Source organism: Alteromonas sp. ABH4_456 (assembly GCF_056160645.1).
On record NZ_JBSWXO010000009.1, the window covers coordinates 1 to 17,672 of the forward strand.

Sequence of the window (17,672 nt, forward strand, 5' to 3'; positions counted from 1 at the left end):
GAGTACGGCGGTTTATGGAGACCACATCACCATTCCCCGGCAATGCCCACGGAATGGCAAAGGTGTAGCAGACATAGGATCAGTTATTTAGTACAGCCATGAGTACGACAGCCGATACCAGCACAATTTCAACAAGCTCGCTTAAGTAGCCTGCGTCTTGTTGAGCGTCAGTTAGTTTAGCCGCGATAATACTCTTATCGCCGAAAACTCTCCCAATAGCTCTTGGATAAATTATTGCAATCCATGCTCCAATAATTGCAAAGATGATTGACGAGATACTTAACAAGGCGCTAAGCACTTCTTTGTAGTTCTCATATTGGGGAGCAGGTAGTGAATCCTTAACTAGACAAGTCACTAAAAAAGCTATAGCTACAACCAAAATATACTTAATCATTTAAACAATTCCTTGGTAAAGCTAACTTAATATACTTAATAGTTGACCTCTATTAGCAGTAATTGCGTTAAGAAGGGCTCTCGGCTCAACTATTTGATTCTCGAATCTGTTCAAGTCTAGCTCAATACTCATACTAACGTTTATTCCATTCAACATAACAACTTTACCGTCGTTGTACACGAAGCCAGCATTTCGCAAAGATGTGTCTGAGTCACGTTCATTGTAGTTACGTATGATGCCGCGCAATTGAGCTTCAGTTGGCTGGAACTGAATTTCATGAGTAATAATCCTGCTATCGCTAAGATCTGGGGCGTTGTCTAGGAGTTGTGAAAAAACACGTTCTACTAAGTTTCTATCGTCAGGAACTTGATACGAAAGAGTCTCTCTCTTAATAAGTTTTCGGATTTTATGCATATTTGCTAATAGCTCAGCTTCTAATTCTTCTTGCTTCGATGCTTTTGATACAAATTTGCTGTAATAATTTGGAAGCTCTTCGCTAGCTTGACCATCAGGAGCGAAGCCAATAACTCTGCCATCAGTGTCGATTATTCGGTATGGCGATTTATTGGCGAGATAGCCATTCAGGTAATAGTCTAGGTTCGCTTTGCCTGAGATGGAATGCTCAAATCTGATTGAGGCAAGCACCTTTTTCTCTGGTACAAACCAGAAATAACTTGGTGCCCCTGGAATCGCAGGCATGCCTCCAAAATCAGTTGCTAACATCTCTGTAGTGGACCCAGGTGTATCCAAAGGGTTTATGCCATAAAGGACACCGTTATCATTTGGTGATTCATTCCATAAAACTAAGACACTATCGTTATTGCTAGAGTTCTTACTTGCAGAATAAAAATAAGTGTTTAGTAGATCGTTGTCAGGGTTAGATTCATATGTGGTGGTGTTAACAAATTCACGACCGTCTGTAGCCCAATCAGTCAACTTATCCAAAGCGTCGTTTATGCCACTAAAGTCAGGTGTATCTGCCGCCCGTTGATAAAAGCCACACCTTTTAATGTCAAAAAACCGAAGTTTCGCTTCTAACATCCGTGTTCCTATTTATACTTTAAAAAATATCAGTAAGTGTCTAATTTATTTGGTCAATTTACAACTACTAAGGCGTCGATTTCTTGTAGCAACTGCGATAGATGAGCCTGCTATAACTAAATACATCCGCGCCTTTTATACTCTTCAGCCCATTCCTTGAAGCGTTTTTCGTCGCGCTCTGCGGTCTTTGCGCGTCTATTTAATGTCTTTCGAGATAGTGCTTTAGGCTCTTCTTTATCAAAAGTAACGCCAGATAAAGCGTCGGCAAACATTTCAGGCTTTACGTGACTATAGTGCTGCTCGATCATTTCTGTACTGGTTCCACATTGGTTCGTAATTACGTCCATGCTGGTTCCGTTGAGAAGCTGCCACGTAATGTAGGTATGTCGAAGAGAGTATAGCGTTCGCGGTCCTCTGGGTGACTCTTTTAATCCCGAACTTTGGAGAGCTTTCTCAAATGCCTTACCTAATTGCCTTGTGGGCTCGCCATTTGCTAGCAAAAATAGCTTTTGATTGGGTGTGCGCAATGGAAAGCGTTCTCGTAGGTTCGTTAGGGCTCCTATCACATCACGTTTGCAAACTACTTTACGCGGTCCCGTATATTTTGTTGTTTTACCCTTGGAGACATTGATGAAAAACTGAGCCTTTGAACCTTGAGTTTTAATCTCAATATCTTTCCAAGTTAGGTGTTCCATCTCCGTGCCGGGCCTAATTCCGGTATTAACTGCTATTTCACAGTAATCGTATAGTAACTCACGAATTTGACGGGTCTTTTCACTATGAGCGTTTTGCTCACCTTCATATATTTCGTTGAGGATAACATCATACTCTTCTTCAGAAAAAGCCGCACGACGTGTGCCTGTTCCACCTTTCGAGGAAAGAACAGGTACTTGAGCGGCGATCATCCATTTTTGCTCAATAGCTTCTTTAAAAACGAGCTGAAGAGCAGCATTGTGAGTTAATAATGTAGAGGAGGCTGGAGACTTCTTCATTCGTCCCTTACGCCACTCATCAAACTTAGATATTTCTTCTTGGTCAATTGAGGTGATAAACGTTCGCGAAAAGTACGGGATGTGGTAGTTTTCTAACGCTCGAATATAGTCTTTATAGGTGCGTTTACCGCCCCCGTGTTCTAGTTGCTCTTCAAGCCTTTCGATGACGCGGTCAGCTACGTCTTTGAATCGCTTACTTTGGACTAGTGTGTTATTTTCGTGTCTAATTTGGTGGTCTAAGAAGATTCGATGTGCCATGGCGATAGCTTCGTCTTTATCTTTCTTCTTAGTTGATTTACAGAGCCATTTTTTGTGATTGGTTAGTATAAATCGCGCATACCAGCGCTCACTGTTATCTTGTTTAAAGATATACAGCTCGTCGTTTATGTCGTGTCTTTCAGTCTGTTTTGCCATAGCGCCAGTAAAACAGAAAAGAGCTATCTTTGCAAAGAATTTGCAAAGAAAATAAAAGTCATTTATTTTCAGTGACTTAAAAGTTAGATTTGCATTGAAAATCCGCGTGTCGGTGGTTCGATCCCGCCTCTGGGCACCATTCTTAGAAGCCTCGCGTAAGCGGGGCTTTTTTGATTCCGGAACCTGAAAATACCATCCGTTCCGGTGTCTTACCTAAAAAATGAAAAGTACGGCAATGATCGGAAAAATAACCGCTGTCACTGCCAGAGCCAAAATCCACTCCCGTCTTTCATCAGCTGCCATTTGCTTTTTATGATCTTCCCAGGTTTTCATTTCCGTCTCCGGTGGTGTTATTACTTTTAAATTAGCATACTTTTTAATCACAAAGTGATATCGCGACAGCCCCTGTGCTACAGTGTGCATCGCATCACGTATCTCTTCATTTTTTATTTCAAAGGTTCTTCTATGATTCATCCCCGTTATGCACCGGTGGTTTTTGCATTATTCATGGCTTTCTTTATGTCCGGCATTATGTCACTGGTAGTAACCACAATTAATATCGGTTTTACAGACGTGCTGATTGTTAGTTGGCTGAATTCCTGGCCGCTGACGTTTGCCATAGCTTTTCCTGTGATTATGGTGGTGTCGCCGGTGGTAAAGCGCATTGTTATACGCCTTGTGGCAACAGAGGCGACCGCGCAGAGGTGAAGGGTTAACCCGGCAGTAACGCCACTGCCGCGAGTAAGGTCATGATGATAACCAGCCAGCGGTAGTGAGCTTCACTGATACGTTTTACCAGCCAGATCCCGCAATATACCCCTGCAATGATGAGTGGCAGTGCGAGCAAATTCAATTTCAGGCTTTCCCGGCTGATTGTCTCCCACACAAAAACATGAAAAGGGACTTTAAACAGGTTTATGACAAGGAAAAACCAGGCAGCAGTACCAATAAATACATTTTTAGGTAACCGCATACTCAGCAGGTAAACAGCCATCACAGAGCCGGCCAGATTGCCTACCATAGTGGTAAATCCCCCCATGACACCGGTCAGCACAGCAAACGTTGTATTATCAGGCACGTCGGCCTTTCGCTTTTCCAACCAAAGCATTAACGCCACACTGGCGAAAATAATCACTGCCATGACCCGCATGAACATACCGTCGTCGATGTGGTCGCCCAGCCACGTGCCAAGCAATACTCCGGCAATCGCAGGAGGAAACAGTTTCATCAGAAACTGCCAGTTTGCGTGTCTGTGATAGTGATAGACTGCAAAAATATCAGCGGCAATCAGCATTGGCAGCATGATGCCTGAGGAACCTTTTCCGCCGAACAGTATGGCAAGTAAGGGAACTGAAAGCAGAGATGTACCATGGATGCCGGCCTTGGCCAGACCGACCATAAAGCCAATTGCCAGCACGATACCGATGTCTGAAAACGAAAGTTGTTCGATAAACAAAAAGAAGCTCCTCAGATTGACTTCTCTGACGAAGAATAAAAGCGTCAGCGTTGAGGCGGGGATGGAAAAATAAATTATAAAGCACTTACAACAGGGAACAAACCATGAAACGAATGAAGAGCAAACGACTCGCGTGCGGCATAGCAGTGCTGCTTGCCCTCTCCGTATCGCAGGCCATGGCGGCTCCGGGGTATTACCGTGAACCGGTTTTGCATAATGACCAGCTGATATTCAACGCTGAAGGCGATCTCTGGTCTGTAGATTTGAACAATAAGAATGGCGGTCAGTCCGGAGCGACACGGTTAACTACCCAACGGGCAGAAGAAACCCAGCCGGTTATTTCTCCTGATGGCACACAACTGGCGTTTGTTGCTAACTATGAAGGCACGACAGAAGTTTACATAAAACCTGTGAGTGGTGGTGTAGCAAAGCGTGCCACATTCGAAAATGCGGCAGTTAAACTACACCAGTGGACGACATCCGGCGCGCTCCTTTACAGCACGAACAGCCATACAGGACCAGCCAATAATTATGTTCTTAAACTGCTGGAGTCAGATTCTGGCAAGGTCACTACTTTACCTCTCGCTGATGCAGTAGAGGGGGTCATTGATGACAAAGGTGAGTGGCTCTACTTTGTTCGTTTTGGCTTACAGGTTTCCGGCGACAATGCAAACTATTACCAGGGTGGCGCGAAAGGTGAACTCTGGCGCTGGAAACTGCATTCCGGGCAGGAGGCTGAGCGGTTAACAGCAGACCATAACGGTTCTGTACGCACGCCAATGCTGGCAGGCAAGCGCATTTATTTTATCAGTAACCAGGATGGCCCGGACAGCCTCTGGTCGATGACCCCCGACGGTAAATCTCTGCGAAAAGAATCCGGAACAGCAGACTGGACGGTACGCGGCGCCAGTGCAGACAGCAACCGGATTGTGTACCAGCAGGGTGCGGATTTAGTGTTGAAAGACTTGTCATCAGGCAGCAGCGATATTGTGCCGGTTCAGCTCATTTCAGATTTTCCCTACCTGCGGGAGTACTGGGACAATGCGCCTCTTGAGTTCCTTACCAATACGACCTTCGCGCAATCCGGTGATGCCGTTGTGCTGACCGCCAGAGGCCGCATTGCTATTGCCAGAACAGATGGTTCAAGACTGGTTGAAGTGGATACGCCGGAAGATTCACGCAGCCGGAAAGCCCTGCTCAGTCATGACGGGAAGTGGGTTTATGCATTAAATGACGCCAGCGGTGAAACGGAGATCTGGCGTTTTGCAGCAGATGGTTCTGGTCAGGCTGAGCAACTCACAAAAAATGGTGATGCCTTTCGCTGGCAGTTATCCCTTTCACCTGACGGCAAGTGGCTTGCCTTCGACGATAATGAGGGAAAGGTTCAGGTTCTCAATACTTCCGATAGCACGGTGTCCACGGTACTGGACGACAGTGACGGATTGTTTGCCACCCCGGACCTGGTGTGGTCTGCAGACAGTAAACTGCTGGCTGTCAGCCGTAATATTTTAGGCAACGAGCGCAACAGTATTTATCTGTATGCCATGGCTGAAAAACGGGGGATGGAAGTGACATCGGATAAATACCAGTCTTACTCTCCGGCGTTCAGTGCAGACAGTCAGTGGCTTTATTTTCTGTCTGACCGGCATTTTGTTGCTTCACCGTCGAATCCCTGGGGCGACCGTGCCATGGGGACCGCCTTTGACAAACCGACACAAATTTTTGCTCTTGATCTTACCGGTAACGGTGATTTCAGTTTTGCCGCGCCAACCGAGCTGAACCGTAAAATTAAAGGCTCGGAAAAAGATGAAACGGGGTCAGAGCAGGAAGGTGAGCAGTCCGGTTCCGTTGTGACATGGGATGGCCTGACTTCGAGACTCTGGCAGGTACCAGTCAGTCCGGCTAACTATGGTCATCTGACTATGACTGACTCAACCTTATTTGTAACGGAACAAAGTGGCAGTGCAGCCGTGCTGAAAGGGATGGCAATTAAGCACGACGGTAAGCTGAAGGCGGTGACCTCCGGTGTGGCCGGTTACGCTTTATCCGCAGACGGAAAGTCCCTGTTTGTACACAAACAGGGTAAGGGCAATAAGCACATGTATATCGTGCCTGCCAGTACCAGTTTTCCGAAAGACTTGTCAGGTAAGCAACTCGATACAGCAGGCTGGCAAATGCGCATTACGCCGCAGCAGGAATGGGCGCAAATGTTCCATGATGCCTGGCTGATGCACAGGGAGTCACTGTTCGATCCGGCGATGCGGGGGCTCGACTGGAAACAGGTAGAAAAAAAATACGCTCCGCTGCTTGCACGTGTAACACACCGGAGTGAACTGAATGACGTTTTTGCCCAGATGATGGGAGAGCTCAATGCGTTACACAGTCAGGTGCGGGGCGGTGAAATGCCGGCTGATAAAAATGCGGCCAAGGCGGCCATGCTGGGCGGAATTATTGAAGACACCGCTGATGGTGTACTGCTTTCCCACATTTACCGTTACGACAGTGAAATTCCGGCAGAGGCTCCACCTCTGGCAAAGCCGGGTACCGATGCGAAAGAAGGCGACATAATCCTTGCGGTGAATGGCCATGAAACACAAACCCGTGCAGACGTAGTACGGGCGCTCATGAACACCGCCGGCAAGCAGGTGTTGCTGACACTGAAACGGGATGAGGAAGTAGTGAAAACCGTTGTTACCCCGACAGATGTGAATACAGATTTTGCACAGCGCTACCGTGACTGGGTACTGGCGAACAGCGAAAAAGTGAATCAGGAAGATGCTGATATTGGCTATCTGCACCTCTATGCAATGGGGGGTAATGACGTGGCGTCGTTTGCGCGGGAGTTCTATGCCCAATATAAAAAGGATGGCTTAATCATTGATGTCAGGCGTAATCGTGGTGGTAACGTAGACAGCATGATCCTGGAGAAGCTGCTCCGGCGGGTATGGATGTTCTGGCAGTATCCTACCGGTAGCGTGGGCACAAACATGCAGCAAACATTCCGTGGTCACTTTGTGGTACTGGCCGATCAGTTTACCTATTCAGATGGCGAAACTTTCACTGCCGGAGTAAAAGCAATGCGCCTGGCTCCGGTTATCGGCAAGCAGACCGCAGGTGCCGGTGTATGGCTTACCGGACGCAACCGCGTTGCCGATAATGGTATGGCGCGGGTGGCTGAGTTTCCTGTATTTGCTGCAGACGGACGCTGGATAACTGAAGGGCGGGGGATCAGTCCGGACAGGGAAGTCGATAACCTTCCTTATGCAACATTCAATGGAAAAGACGCTCAGCTGGACGCTGCAATCCGCTATTTAAAAGAGCAGATAAAACTGAATCCTGTAAACCCGCTGGAAGGGGAGACACTGCCGGATGTCCGCACACCGGCGCATGATATCCGGCCGTGACGGAGCCACGTCAAGTTTATATTTTAGTTTGTTTTTTTGCCAGTTAGTGTTGTTATATTTGTCGTACAAACATGGAGAGTGTCATGAAAATAAAGACTTTCGTAGCAACATTTCTGGCCTTATTGACAGGGAGTTTGTCTGTCAATGCTACCGGCCAGGAGCCGGCAATCCGGAAAAGGATATGTGCTGATAAACCCGTGGACGCTGGTGGAAGTTGTAGGACGGAATGTCAGCAAGGTCAACGTCAGCCCTGATTTCATTCAAAGTGAATATACAGACTCTCACAACTGGCATTTCGCACAATTTTACAAAGGGCAACCGAAAGCTGACGCTCTGTCCGCCGCCGGTGAAAATAGCTTCGTTATGTATGATGTTATCGAAGTGGAAGCGCCTGATTATCTGTATAAAGTCTATATGTCAGAAATAAACGGCAGGGAGCAGGTGTACAGTATGGAAATGCGTATTTTTTAACTTATCCCCTGCTTGATTGGTATAGTAGCTTTTGAGTTCTTTTTGCAGATCCATTATCGTGCTTAATCGCAAACGATGAAAAAGGTACGCTGATGACACACGATGAATTTATGGAGTATTGCCGGGAGCAACTTATTCTGAGTTTCCGCAATACCTTGTCAGGCAAGCCGGACAACGTGCAAAAGCACCGGACCGAAGGCCTTATTCAGGCAGCAAAACTGCTTGGTATTACCAGCCATTCTGATATTTCGCAACTCATCGAAGAAGAGCATCTGGCTGTTTTTGGTAAAACAGTCAGCGAGCGGACCGCCCGAAAAAAATCCCTCACTGAGCTGAAAGAGCAGTCTCCGGATATTTACTACGACATCCCTGCAATCGAACGCCTGTAAAACGCGCTGCGGCCTCTACTCAGGACGCAGTTGAATACACGGGCGTGACAACAGCTGGTCGTATACGCCTTCAATATTCAGTGGCATCTACTTACTTTTCAGTTATATAAATGTATAACCATGTATGTTTGTCGCTGATTTCATTGACAATTTCAGTATCTTCTTTCATGCGACTCATTCTTATTTCAATGTTAAGTGATTAATTTATAGTCAAAATTTAATGCTTACACTATCTTTGTCTCAAATGTCGTTAAAGTTCACTATTGTCGCTAAATAACCAAAAGTATAATTTCGCGAATTTGGATCTTGTTCATACTGTGTACTACGTTTATTGGCATCACCGATCACTTTCTGTCCGGTTTAATGCCAACACCGAATAGTGAGGAGTAATCAGGTGAGTACACGGGTTTTAGTTGTAGATGATTCCGTTTCGATCAGACAAATGGTGGAAATGACATTGCGTGCGGCTAACTTCGAAGTGACATTAGCCGAAGACGGTCAGCATGCACTGGATATGTGTTCCGGTTCCGCATTTGATGTTGTGCTTACAGACCAGAACATGCCACGCATGGACGGTCTGACACTGATTAAAGCGCTCAGAGGCAAACCGGCATTCCAGCGCGTTCCTATCGTCATGTTAACCACCGAAGCCGGTGATGACATGAAAGCAAAAGGGCGCGCAGCCGGTGCCACCGGCTGGATGGTTAAGCCCTTTGACCCCAATAAACTTGTGACAGTTATCAATAAGTTGGCCAGCTGATTCTATGCTTCACGGGAGCGTAAAATGTCCATTGATGTTGGGCAGTTTCATACTGTCTTTTTCGACGAAAGCGAGGAACATTTGCAGGAAATGGAACGCATCTTACTGGAAATTGATGTGTCTGCCCCTGATGATGAAGAACTGAACAGCATATTTCGCGCCGCCCACTCCATTAAAGGCGGCAGCGGTATTTTTGGTTTCGACGCACTTACCCGTCTGACCCATGTCATGGAAAACCTGCTCGACCAGGCCCGCAAACACCTCATGCCACTCACCACGGAATCCGTGGACTTACTGCTTTCCTCCACAGATGTGCTGAAGGAAACCCTCGAAGCTTATAAAGCGGGAACTGATACTCCCGACGACAATATTTCTGCCCGTATTGCTGAACTGGAAACCGTCCTTGGGAGCGGGAGTCAGGGAGAGAATAGCGGTCAGGACAGCCAGCCGGCGGCATCCTCTGAATCCGTTGATGATGGTGAGGGATTCGATTTCGGCTTTTTTGATGATGAAGAAGAATTCCCTGTTGTTGCAGAAAGCGCAGGTGAAATCCCTTCCGCGAATACGACAGATGTTACGGCGGATGCCAAAGCGGCCGGGCAATCTGAACCTGCTCCGGCGGCCGTCGCAGTGAAACCGAAAGTACCGGCGAAAGCCTCACCGGCCAAAGAGAACGCCTCTATCCGCGTAGATACTACCAAGATCGACGGGTTAGTGAATCTGGTGGGAGAGCTTGTGATCACCCAGTCAATGCTCTCGATGGTGGGCAGTGAAGTGGACGGACAGGCAAGCGACCGGTTGCAACATGCAATCACTGAGTTGCAACGCAATACAAGGGAAATTCAGGAATCGGTGATGTCCATGCGGATGTTGCCTGTAAATATGACCTTCAGCCGTTTCCCCCGGGTTGTCCGTGACTTGTCTAAAAAGTTAGGTAAGCAGGTCAATCTGGTGATGGAAGGTGAGCATACCGAAATTGACAAAAGTTTGATTGAAAAGCTGGTGGATCCGCTCACCCACCTGGTGCGCAACAGTATTGATCACGGTGTGGAATCCCCGGAGGTCCGTAAGGCTGCCGGTAAACCAGAGGCGGGTACGGTGACACTGAGTGCGGAGCAAAAAGGCGGCAATATCGTCATCGGTATTACAGACGACGGTGCGGGTCTTAACCGTGAGCGCATTCTGGACAAAGCACGACAAAATGGTCTGCCATTCAGTGACGACATACCAGACAGTGATGTGTGGAATCTGATTTTCGAACCCGGCTTTTCCACAGCTGCGGAAGTGACTGATGTCAGTGGCCGGGGAGTCGGTATGGACGTGGTCAGACGAAATATTGAGTCGATTGGCGGAAGAATTGAGATAGTTTCAAAAACTGGTGAAGGATCAGGGTTTTACATCCAGTTACCCCTCACTTTAGCCATTCTTGATGGCATGTGTGTGAAAGTTGGAAGTCGCATTTTTGTGATTCCTCTACTAAATATAATTGAGTCATTCCAACCAAAACATAACGAACTGAAAAATATCCGGAATGAAAAACTGCTGTGGATCAGAGAACAGTACTGGCCAATGGTGGCACTGCACCAAATGATGGATATCGATGATGCCGTCACGTCGGCTACTCAAGGCATTGTTGTACTGGTGGAAAGTAGCAAAAAACGCTACGGCATTCAGGTTGACTCCATTTTAGGTCAGCAGCAGGTGGTAATTAAGAGTCTGGAACGCCATTACCGGAAAATCCCCGGTCTGGCAGGAGCAACAATTATGGGAGATGGCACCGTTGCCATGATACTGGATGCAGACGCCGTGGCAGAACATTGTCAACTGCCCGCAGAAGAGGAGTTATGTGTATGAGCGAAGCCGCCGTACAACAGTCGGTGATGGCCGGAGATGATCGTGAATTTCTCAGTTTTGTTTTAGGTGAGGAGCACTACGCGCTGGACATCACCACCGTGAAGGAAATCAGAGGTTACGAGCAGGTAACAAAAATCGCCAATGCTCCGGACTTTATAAAAGGGGTCATGAACCTGCGGGGCGATATTGTGCCTGTGGTTGACCTGCGCATTAAGTTCAATGTGGGCGAAGCCACTTACAACGAATTTACCATAGTCATTATGTTGAATGTGGATGAGCGCATAGTGGGTATTGTGGTTGACGGAGTATCTGATGTTATCCGTTTAAGTGAAGAAGAAATGTTGCCACCTCCGGAGTTTGGCGTGGCGTTTGATAGTCGGTATTTACATGGCTTGGCGGATGTGGACGAAACCATGGTCATTCTTGTCAATATTGAAAGTTTAATTAACAGCAATGAACTTGGGCTGGTGGAAGTCGGCCAGGCGAGTGTAGGAGAGTAATCGATGGGTGTTTTTAAATGGTTAAGTGGTGAGGACAATGCCGTAGTAGGATCGCTGGAAAGCATCCAGGCCCTTGAAGCATCTTCTGCATGTCTGCTGATTCTGGATGGCCAGTGCAACATAGTGGTCGCAAACAAAGCGGCAAAGGCGCTGCTGGGGCAACTGGAAAGTAGTATTAAAGCCCAGAATAGCGGTTTTTCGGTCATGACCCTTATTGGCAGTAACATCAGTGCCCTGGGCTTACAGGCCAGCAGTCTTCAGCAGGCCGCGGCGCAATCGCCGGGCGGTGGCGAGGTGTTACTGGAACTGAAGGACCGGAATATTAAGGTTACGGTGGCCGGGCTGAAAAACGTGCGTGGCGAGACAACCGCCTACGGCGTCGAACTGATTGATAATCAGAACGCCATTTTAACCAATGCTATTACTGACGCATTGAATCGCGTTCAGGCAGTTATTCAGTTCTATCCGGATGGTACTATCATTACGGCTAATGAAAACTTTTGTGGCGCAGTGGGTTATGACCTGGAGGAAATTCAGGGTCAACACCACCGTATGTTCTGCAAAGGTGACTACACGTCAAGCCAGGAATACAAAGATTTCTGGCGCAACCTGGCCCGTGGTCAGGTGTTCTCAGGTGAGTTCTGCCGTATTCGTAAAGACGGCAGTGAAATTTGGATTAATGCATCTTACAACCCGGTATACGATGAAAACGGTAAAGTGATCCGGGTTGTTAAATTTGCCACAGACATCACTGACGAGAAAATTAAAAATGCTTATTACGGTGGTCAAATTAAAGCATTGAACCGTGCTCAGGCGGTTATCGAATTTAATCTGGACGGTACTATTATCAACGCCAATGAGAATTTCCTTGGCGCTATGGGTTATTCACTGGAAGAAATTCAGGGTAAACATCACAGCATGTTTGTGGATGCGGAATATAAGAAAAGTCCGGAGTACCGGTCTTTCTGGGAGCAACTGGGTAAAGGTATTTACTTCGCCGATGAGTTTAAACGCATCAATAAAGCCGGTGACGATGTGTGGATCCAGGCTTCCTACAATCCGATTTTCGACCAGAATGGTAAACCCTACCGCGTGGTTAAATACGCCGTAGATATTACTGCGCGGGTCAAGGCGGTTCAGGCTATCCGCGCCACTATGCAGCGTCTGGTGGTGGGCGATCTGGATACCGACCCGTTACGACTTGATGGTGACTTCGCTGAGCTGGGTAACTCAATTAACCAGTTCGTTCAGGATAATAAACGCATCATCGGTACTATCAGCGATGTTATGTCTTCAATGTCAGCCGGTGACTTAACACAGCGGGTAGATGACGACTTCCAGGGTGAATTCCAGGTGCTGGCCAACGCCATCAACTCATTTGCCGAAGAAATCTCAGGGACTATCCTCTCGATTAACGAAGCGGTAGACACCATTAATACGGCTTCGTCGGAAATTGCCACAGGTAACGCCGACTTATCCAGCCGTACTGAACAGCAGGCGTCCAGTCTGGAAGAAACGGCTTCCGCTATGGAAGAACTGACCGGCACCGTGCGTCTGAATGCCGAGAACGCAGAGCAGGCAAACATGCTGGCTTCACAGGCTTCAAAAGTTGCAAATGAAGGCGGGGACCTTATTCGTCAGGTGGTCGATACCATGGGCGATATTAATGCATCAGCTCAGGAAATCTCAGACATCATCGGCGTCATTGACGGTATTGCCTTCCAGACTAACATCCTTGCCCTGAATGCGGCTGTAGAGGCAGCCAGAGCCGGTGAGCAGGGCCGCGGTTTTGCGGTGGTAGCATCGGAAGTGCGTACGCTGGCACAACGTTCAGCGGAAGCTGCGAAGGAAATTAAAGAATTAATTTCTGACTCTGTGGGCAAAATCAACGGCGGTAACCAGCTGGTTAACAAATCCGGCGATACCATGGCTGAAGTGGTTAATGCGATTCAGCGCGTGAACGACATCATGTCTGAAATCTCTGCAGCGTCTTCTGAGCAGGCTACCAGCATCGAAGAAGTGGGCAAAGCCGTGAACAGCATGGACGAAATGACGCAACAAAACGCGGCACTGGTTGAAGAGGCTGCTGCTGCGGCTGACAGCTTGCAACAACAAGCCATTGGCCTGACAGAACGGGTTGCGATGTTCAAACTGGATGGCGGCAGTTTGCTTGCGCCACCGCCAGCTAAGAGAATGAACGGCTCTGCAAAGCCGGCCGCACGTATGACAGCCGTGAGTACGCCTAAAGCTCTGAAGCCAGGCTCGCCAAGCGAAAGTGAGTGGGAGACATTCTAAATGACCGCCGCAACCGCTGAGCAAGTCGACAGAGAATATGCTTATAGTCAGGACGACTTCGAACGGGTGCGCGCCACCGTGTTTAAGATTGCAGGCATTCGTCTGGCAGACTCTAAAGTTACCATGGTGTACAGCCGGTTATCCCGGCGCCTCAGGGCGCTGGGGCTGAAAACCTTTAGTGACTATTTAAAAGTGGTAGAGCGCAGTGACATTGAACAACAGGAATTTGTTAATGCGCTGACTACTAACCTTACGTCGTTTTTCCGTGAGCCTCATCATTTCACCGCACTGGAAAAGTACCTTCGTAATCATTCCCATGTGACCGCGATTTGGTGCGCGGCGAGCAGTACAGGAGAAGAACCTTACTCTATTGCTATGACGGTTGCTGAAACCTTTGGCTCATTCCGGCCGGGTATCAAAATCTACGCATCGGACATTGACAGCAAGGTGCTGGCAACCGCAAAAAATGGTGTATACAAAGCGTCGTCCATCGAGAAAATGTCACCGGAAAGACAAAAGCAGTTTTTCTACCGGGGCAAAGGCTCGAAATCCGGCATGGTGCGGGTGGTCGATGAAGTGCGGGAGATGGTGGAATTCAGGCAAATCAATCTGTTACATAAAGATTATGGCTTCAAAGAGAAAATGGACGTCATTTTTTGCCGTAACGTAATGATTTATTTTGATAAACCAACTCAATATCAGATCCTGAACAGGCTTGTCGGGCATCTCAAGCATGACAGCTTGTACATCGCCGGACACTCTGAGCATTTTGCTGATGCGTCGGATATTCTCAGACCGGTCGGTAAAACAATTTATGCGCCGGTCAGGTAGTTACACATAACGTGACCGCCCATGATTTTAGTCAGCCTCCCACCTATTACGACAGTCGTTTTGGCCGTGATGCGGTAAAAATTTTACCCGGCCAATACTATGTCACTGCGGCAGACAAACTCATTGTGACGGTACTCGGCTCCTGCGTGGCAGTATGCCTGTATGATCCCATCACTGAAGTTGGCGGCATGAACCATTTCATGCTGCCAAATAATAAGCAAATCGACAAAATGTCTTTTGAAGCAAACCGCTACGGTGTGCATGCCATGGAAGTGCTGTTAAATGATTGCCTTCATCTGGGCGGAGAAAAGAAACGTTTGGTTGCTAAGGTATTCGGCGGTGCCAGAGTGTTGCCCGGATATGTGCAAAATGATATCGGCGCAACCAATTCTGAATTTGCCATCGACTTCTTAAGAACCGAGAATATTCCCGTCCTGGCCAGCGATTTGATGGCTAATTACGCCCGCAAAATTTACTTCACGCCATCTACCGGTTCGGTGCTGATGAAGCGCATTTACGACATGAACAACAACACTATTCATGACCGTGAGGCGGAACTCGCCATGCGTGTTAACGAGGAAACAAAAGCGACCGGTTCCATTGATATGTTTGGGAATTAAGCGCTCTGCCAGCGCCCTTATATAGTCCGGGGCCTTTAATCTTCATAAAAGCTTCAACAAAACCGGTTTGCTCACTGGGATGATATGATATAACATCCTGCGCCATTTGGTTCCCCCCTTACAAAAGATTTTATGAAAAAGCAGTTTTTATATTCATTACTCGCACTATCCACCAGCGCAGCAGCACAAGAGAGTGTTATTGCCGCGCAGGAAAAGAAGGATGACGTGGAACACATTGAAGTGAAGCGACACTTCCAGCCTTACCGTGGCAATGTTCCGTTAATTCAAACGCCTCAGGCAGTTGATCGTATCAGTGCAGATCAGTTAGCCAATGAAGGCATTACCCGTTTCATTGATGCGCTGGATTTTTCTCCTGCTGTCGTCAGACAGAATAACTCCGGAGGCATGTTCGACAGTTTTGCCATTCGTGGTTTCTCAGGCGATGAAAACAACGCCACTGGCTACCTCATTAACGGCTTTAATGTTCGCGGTTACAGCGGGAACCGCGGCACAGTAAATATTCAGTCCGTTGAAGTGATGAAAGGCCCCGGTTCTGCCTTGTACGGACAGGGAGAACCCGGCGGTACCATCAATATCATTACTAAAAAGCCGCAATTTGAAGAACAGGGCTACGTTCAGGGCACACTGGGTAATTACAGTAAGAAACAGGTTGAATTCGATTACACGAATGGTCTGAATGATGACATGGCTTACCGGCTCAATGGTTCATATGAAGACTCTGACACTTACAGAGATACCGTTTTCTTTAAAAACCTGAATATCAACCCTTCGTTCATCTGGAACCTGTCTGATGTCACCAGTGTGAGTTATCAGATGGAAATTCTTGATCAGGAAAAACCGCTGGACCGTGGCGTCTATGTGCTGGACAACGATTTTGATGCGGTGAACCCGGAGGACTTTTACGGTGATATCCGGGACGGTGCACATAAAGTGAAAACCTTCGGTCATCAACTGGTGCTGAACCACGAACTGACTCATAGCTGGCACCTGCTTACAGGTATGGCGTACCGCGATTCATCCATGAAAGGACAATCTTCAGATACTGAGCTGTCGGCTGGTCGTCAGTTATTGCTGGCTGATTCGGATATTCTGTCGCGCCAGCGAAGAACCCGTAATTATGAAGCGCAGGATTTATCCTTACGTGCAGAACTAAGCGGTGAAGCAGAGGTTGCCGGTTTAACCAATAACCTGCTTATTGGTCTGGATTACTACAATTATCATATCGATACGGACTATAGTCGCTGGCGTACAGCCTGGGGCGCGGGTGACACCACTTACAGTATCGATCCGGCCAATCCTGATTACACCATAGCCCGTCCTGATGTCTCGCCTGTTACCCTTACTGCAGAAAAGCAACAGGGTCTGGGTTTTTATGCGCAGGATCTCATCGAGTTGAATGAAGCCACTAAACTGCTGCTGGGTTTCCGTGTAGACAATTTCGAGCAGGAAATTTATGACCATCTGGCAGGTGCCGGTCAGAGCCAGGATCAAACAGTGGTCACGCCCCGTCTCGGCCTGACTTACGCTGTAAACGAAAAGGTGAGCCTGTATACCAGCTATGCTGAAGGATTCAGACCCAACCCAGGGCTTGACTCCGACCGCAACGCGTTTGACCCGGAAGAAACTACCTCGTTTGAGGTGGGGGCTAAGTGGGAAAATCTGGCTGAGCGGTTCTCCGGTAGCATTGCCATCTTTGACGCTGAAAAAACCAATATGCTGACAGCAGAGCCCAACACCGGGTTGTCGGCGACATTAGGTACAGTGGAGAGTCAGGGCATTGAGTTTCAGTTGACCACAGACTTAACAGCCAATACCCGTCTGGATTTCTCGTATGCTTACACGGATGCGCAAACTGCCAATGAAGTGAACAACCTCGATTGGGGCGTGACCATTCCGAAAGGTTCCCGCCTGATCAATGTGGCGAAACATGCAGGTTTTATCTCGCTGAATCACTACACGCAACTGATGGAAAAAGAGGCCTTCTTCGGCGCTACGGTGCGTTACGTGGGCGACCGGTTGGGGGAAACCACTGACGCAGGATTTATACTGCCGTCTTATACGCTGGTGAACCTGTCGGCTTCGCTGGCATTAAATGAGAAGCTGAGTGTGAAGTTCGACGTCAACAACCTGTTTGATGAAGTGTACTTTGAAAACTCATACCACAAGCTTTGGGTAATGCCGGGCTCGCCGGTGAATTACACTGCCAGTGTGAAATATCAGTTTTAAATAA

Annotated in this window: 16 protein-coding genes; 11 read left to right on the forward strand and 5 right to left on the reverse strand. The window is 47.8% G+C overall.

The features are described 5' to 3' along the window. Positions 1-79: 79 nt before the first annotated feature. From ACXAG2_RS14025 to ACXAG2_RS14040, 4 genes are all read right to left on the reverse strand, one after another. On the reverse strand, positions 80-394 hold the full coding sequence (locus tag ACXAG2_RS14025; protein WP_474867917.1) for a hypothetical protein: 315 nt from the start codon (positions 392-394) through the stop codon (positions 80-82). Between the two features lie 21 nt (positions 395-415). Then, positions 416-1,435, reverse strand: coding sequence for a hypothetical protein (locus ACXAG2_RS14030; protein WP_474867919.1), 1,020 nt, complete (start codon positions 1,433-1,435; stop codon positions 416-418). Positions 1,436-1,551: 116 nt separating this feature from the next. Then, the gene (locus tag ACXAG2_RS14035; RefSeq protein ID WP_474867921.1) at positions 1,552-2,841 is read right to left on the reverse strand and encodes a tyrosine-type recombinase/integrase; all 1,290 of its coding nucleotides are present in this window, start codon (positions 2,839-2,841) and stop codon (positions 1,552-1,554) included. Between the two features lie 213 nt (positions 2,842-3,054). Continuing rightward, positions 3,055-3,315, reverse strand: coding sequence for a hypothetical protein (locus tag ACXAG2_RS14040; protein ID WP_474867923.1), 261 nt, complete (start codon positions 3,313-3,315; stop codon positions 3,055-3,057). Between ACXAG2_RS14040 and ACXAG2_RS14045 the strand changes: the two genes are divergently transcribed. Continuing rightward, positions 3,307-3,549, forward strand: a complete 243-nt coding sequence (locus ACXAG2_RS14045; protein ID WP_474867925.1) for a DUF2798 domain-containing protein — start codon at positions 3,307-3,309, stop codon at positions 3,547-3,549. The two genes, ACXAG2_RS14040 and ACXAG2_RS14045, sit on opposite strands and share 9 nt — an antisense overlap. A 4-nt stretch (positions 3,550-3,553) precedes the next feature. Here the strand turns inward: ACXAG2_RS14045 and ACXAG2_RS14050 are convergent, their stop codons facing one another. After that, on the reverse strand, positions 3,554-4,297 hold the full coding sequence (locus tag ACXAG2_RS14050) for a sulfite exporter TauE/SafE family protein (RefSeq protein ID WP_474867926.1): 744 nt from the start codon (positions 4,295-4,297) through the stop codon (positions 3,554-3,556). A gap of 113 nt (positions 4,298-4,410) precedes the next feature. Here ACXAG2_RS14050 and ACXAG2_RS14055 point away from each other — a divergent pair, with 113 nt between their 5' ends. From ACXAG2_RS14055 to ACXAG2_RS14100, 10 genes are all read left to right on the forward strand, one after another. Continuing rightward, positions 4,411-7,701 carry a S41 family peptidase gene (locus ACXAG2_RS14055; RefSeq protein ID WP_474868226.1) on the forward strand — a complete coding sequence of 1,097 codons (3,291 nt, stop codon included), beginning with the start codon at positions 4,411-4,413 and terminating at the stop codon, positions 7,699-7,701. Positions 7,702-7,884: 183 nt separating this feature from the next. Further along, the gene (locus ACXAG2_RS14060) at positions 7,885-8,172 is read left to right on the forward strand and encodes a hypothetical protein (RefSeq protein WP_474867929.1); all 288 of its coding nucleotides are present in this window, start codon (positions 7,885-7,887) and stop codon (positions 8,170-8,172) included. Positions 8,173-8,264: 92 nt separating this feature from the next. After that, positions 8,265-8,561 (forward strand): hypothetical protein, encoded by a 297-nt coding sequence (locus ACXAG2_RS14065; RefSeq protein WP_474867931.1) that lies wholly within the window; start codon positions 8,265-8,267, stop codon positions 8,559-8,561. A 394-nt stretch (positions 8,562-8,955) separates the two neighbouring features. Beyond that, positions 8,956-9,321 (forward strand): response regulator, encoded by a 366-nt coding sequence (locus ACXAG2_RS14070; RefSeq protein ID WP_119502839.1) that lies wholly within the window; start codon positions 8,956-8,958, stop codon positions 9,319-9,321. Positions 9,322-9,345: 24 nt separating this feature from the next. Further along, positions 9,346-11,175 carry a chemotaxis protein CheA gene (locus ACXAG2_RS14075; RefSeq protein ID WP_474867933.1) on the forward strand — a complete coding sequence of 610 codons (1,830 nt, stop codon included), beginning with the start codon at positions 9,346-9,348 and terminating at the stop codon, positions 11,173-11,175. Beyond that, entirely contained in the window at positions 11,172-11,675 is a 504-nt protein-coding gene (locus ACXAG2_RS14080; protein WP_474867935.1) for a chemotaxis protein CheW, read from the forward strand. The genes ACXAG2_RS14075 and ACXAG2_RS14080 overlap by 4 nt, the downstream gene beginning before the upstream one ends. Positions 11,676-11,678: 3 nt before the next feature. Next, entirely contained in the window at positions 11,679-13,970 is a 2,292-nt protein-coding gene (locus ACXAG2_RS14085) for a methyl-accepting chemotaxis protein (RefSeq protein ID WP_474867937.1), read from the forward strand. Further along, positions 13,971-14,801, forward strand: coding sequence for a CheR family methyltransferase (locus ACXAG2_RS14090; protein ID WP_474867939.1), 831 nt, complete (start codon positions 13,971-13,973; stop codon positions 14,799-14,801). A gap of 11 nt (positions 14,802-14,812) precedes the next feature. Then, complete coding sequence (gene cheD / locus ACXAG2_RS14095) at positions 14,813-15,421, forward strand: chemoreceptor glutamine deamidase CheD (protein WP_474867941.1); 609 nt, start codon at positions 14,813-14,815, stop codon at positions 15,419-15,421. 132 nt (positions 15,422-15,553) lie between these two features. Further along, on the forward strand, positions 15,554-17,668 hold the full coding sequence (locus ACXAG2_RS14100; protein WP_474867943.1) for a TonB-dependent siderophore receptor: 2,115 nt from the start codon (positions 15,554-15,556) through the stop codon (positions 17,666-17,668). Positions 17,669-17,672 lie beyond the last annotated feature (4 nt).

What these genes read in the sequence shown, in the direction of transcription:
- ACXAG2_RS14025 (WP_474867917.1), bottom strand. Translation starts at nt 394, where the DNA reads ATGATTAAGTATATTTTGGTTGTAGCTATAGCTTTTTTAGTGACTTGT.
- ACXAG2_RS14030 (WP_474867919.1), bottom strand. Translation starts at nt 1,435, where the DNA reads ATGTTAGAAGCGAAACTTCGGTTTTTTGACATTAAAAGGTGTGGCTTT.
- ACXAG2_RS14035 (WP_474867921.1), bottom strand. Translation starts at nt 2,841, where the DNA reads ATGGCAAAACAGACTGAAAGACACGACATAAACGACGAGCTGTATATC.
- ACXAG2_RS14045 (WP_474867925.1), top strand. Translation starts at nt 3,307, where the DNA reads ATGATTCATCCCCGTTATGCACCGGTGGTTTTTGCATTATTCATGGCT.
- ACXAG2_RS14040 (WP_474867923.1), bottom strand. Translation starts at nt 3,315, where the DNA reads ATGAATCATAGAAGAACCTTTGAAATAAAAAATGAAGAGATACGTGAT.
- ACXAG2_RS14055 (WP_474868226.1), top strand. Translation starts at nt 4,411, where the DNA reads ATGAAGAGCAAACGACTCGCGTGCGGCATAGCAGTGCTGCTTGCCCTC.
- ACXAG2_RS14065 (WP_474867931.1), top strand. Translation starts at nt 8,265, where the DNA reads ATGACACACGATGAATTTATGGAGTATTGCCGGGAGCAACTTATTCTG.
- ACXAG2_RS14075 (WP_474867933.1), top strand. Translation starts at nt 9,346, where the DNA reads ATGTCCATTGATGTTGGGCAGTTTCATACTGTCTTTTTCGACGAAAGC.
- ACXAG2_RS14080 (WP_474867935.1), top strand. Translation starts at nt 11,172, where the DNA reads ATGAGCGAAGCCGCCGTACAACAGTCGGTGATGGCCGGAGATGATCGT.
- ACXAG2_RS14085 (WP_474867937.1), top strand. Translation starts at nt 11,679, where the DNA reads ATGGGTGTTTTTAAATGGTTAAGTGGTGAGGACAATGCCGTAGTAGGA.
- ACXAG2_RS14090 (WP_474867939.1), top strand. Translation starts at nt 13,971, where the DNA reads ATGACCGCCGCAACCGCTGAGCAAGTCGACAGAGAATATGCTTATAGT.
- ACXAG2_RS14100 (WP_474867943.1), top strand. Translation starts at nt 15,554, where the DNA reads ATGAAAAAGCAGTTTTTATATTCATTACTCGCACTATCCACCAGCGCA.